The 1,974-nt window shown below is 40.2% G+C and carries 2 protein-coding genes; both read left to right on the top strand.

The window, feature by feature from the left end:
* Positions 1-125 precede the first annotated feature (125 nt).
* Positions 126-1,616, top strand: coding sequence for a hypothetical protein (locus tag ACTNDQ_RS15285; protein WP_441064992.1), 1,491 nt, complete (start codon positions 126-128; stop codon positions 1,614-1,616).
* On the top strand, positions 1,597-1,971 hold the full coding sequence (locus ACTNDQ_RS15280; RefSeq protein ID WP_441064991.1) for a TnpV protein: 375 nt from the start codon (positions 1,597-1,599) through the stop codon (positions 1,969-1,971). Before ACTNDQ_RS15285 ends, ACTNDQ_RS15280 begins: the two co-directional genes overlap by 20 nt.
* Positions 1,972-1,974: the final 3 nt, after the last annotated feature.

Genomic DNA, 1,974 nt, shown 5'->3' with positions numbered 1-1,974 from the left:
CATGATGAGTTCCTCCTCTTGTTATTATACATTTTATTTGTATCAAGGGAATATCTCATTTTTGTTTTGTACTAATTAGATGCTAACATCAAGATGAATTTGGAAGTGAAAGAGAACAATGTCTCTTGTGGCTGAATCGCAATAAAATCAATAAATATGATGAACTGCCGAAAACCAATGCAAGGCTTGAGGCACTGAAAGAAAAAGCATTTACCGGCGGTGCAGAAAAATATCTGTGGATTCCTCCATCACTGCCATATTATGAGATGCAGGGAGCATATAAAAACAGCAAAGGCTTTTCAAAAATACTTGTATTTTCTGCATGGGAGATGGTTCCACGAATGATAGGTGCGCTTGTTTCCTATGAGGCGGAAAGACTTACAGTTGGAAAACTGGTACATCAGATAAAGAATCAGGATAAGAAGAATACGGGGTATTTTGCGGATGGTTCGAGACGATACCCGGTGGCAAGGCTCAGGTTTAATGTTTCAAATGGAGAAGTAAGAGGCATGAGCCTGTTTGCATTGCTTTATCCTTCAAAGACACTTTCTGATATGTATTTACCGATTGAGTCATTGAATAATCATGAATCATTAGAAGTAATAGAGAAATCTGTACGGCTGAAACTGAAAGAGAAGCTTGCGATAATCGAAGAAAAGTATGGTGATTCGGGTAACAATAAGGAAGATGCCAGGTGGTATTATCTTGCACCGATGCTCATGGATGGAGTCATCTATGCAAAGCATTGGATAGAGGATATTGTGTGGGAAATGAATACAGACGAAGAGGATACAACATCTGAGGTCAGAAGCAGTTCAAAGGATAAGAGAAATAAGGGCTTTATTGCTCATATTGATAAGCTAAGAAGTTATTTGGATGCCCCGGAGGAGATTCATCTTGGAAGAAAGCCGGAGGATCTTCTGGAAACATTGGTAAATATGGTACTGGGTTCGCCAGCAATATGCATTTATCGTTCTAATGGAAGAAGCACAGCCAGAGCAACATCGCTTGCAAAGGTATTTGTCAATAATTTCAATTTGCCGGAGTCAACAGCTATCATTGATCTTGCTTATGGCAGATGCAGGGATGATAATTCCCATTGGCAGAATGTACTTAAATACTGTAAAGATGGCTGTTTTCAGGCAATGATTGATGAATATATCCATATGCTGAAAGAAACAGCAGGTTTTCAGTCGGATGGAAATCAGTATCAGATTGTGCATGACATGATGATGGATTCATTGAAGATACATACAGCCACCTATATCGCTGATACTTATCCTGATTTCAAAAAACGTATTAACGGAGCTGACAGGAAGAGTGATGGATGTCGAATAAGGTCGAGTTATGCAGTTGGATTTACAAAGGATGCAGGAGATAATTCCAAGGTAGTCATGCGTAAAGAAAATATCAGAAATGCCTTTAACTCACCAATGCGTCCATTTGTGCTCGCCACAACATCAATCGGACAGGAAGGATTGGATTTTCATAATTATTGTCGTGTGATTATGCACTGGAATCTTCCAAGTAATCCCATAGATGTAGGACGGATTTTGCGGACATTCAAAATAAAAAAGAATGTGGAGGTAACAGACAATGGCAAAATCATTATTTGAGGAACTGGGCGGCAAATACGAAAGGCAAGGGGATTATTTGATACCGTGCTTAACTGTACCCGCCGAAGAAGAACAGGCAATAGGCATCTGGGGGCAACGGCATTTAGATTATCTAAAACAGTACCGTAAAGTTACATACACCAATCTTCTTACAAGCGGCAGGCTAAACGCCTACCTTGCCGACATCAACAGACAGGCACAGGAACGCTTTGAAAGGCTCATAGAGGGTATGAAACAGGCACAGGGCATAACGGAACAGCTAAAGGCAGAAAACGCCTTAGAATGGACTGGAAGAACGAATAACATAAGGGCTTGTGCGAGGGAGATTGTGGAAAAGGAAATTATTTTTGCATAAACA

It is taken from the genome of Blautia massiliensis (ex Liu et al. 2021) (genome assembly GCF_052064225.1).
Classification (GTDB): domain Bacteria; phylum Bacillota; class Clostridia; order Lachnospirales; family Lachnospiraceae; genus Blautia_A; species Blautia_A fusiformis.
Note: the sequence above shows the minus strand (reverse complement) of the source record. Positions and strands in the feature narration are given on the sequence as shown.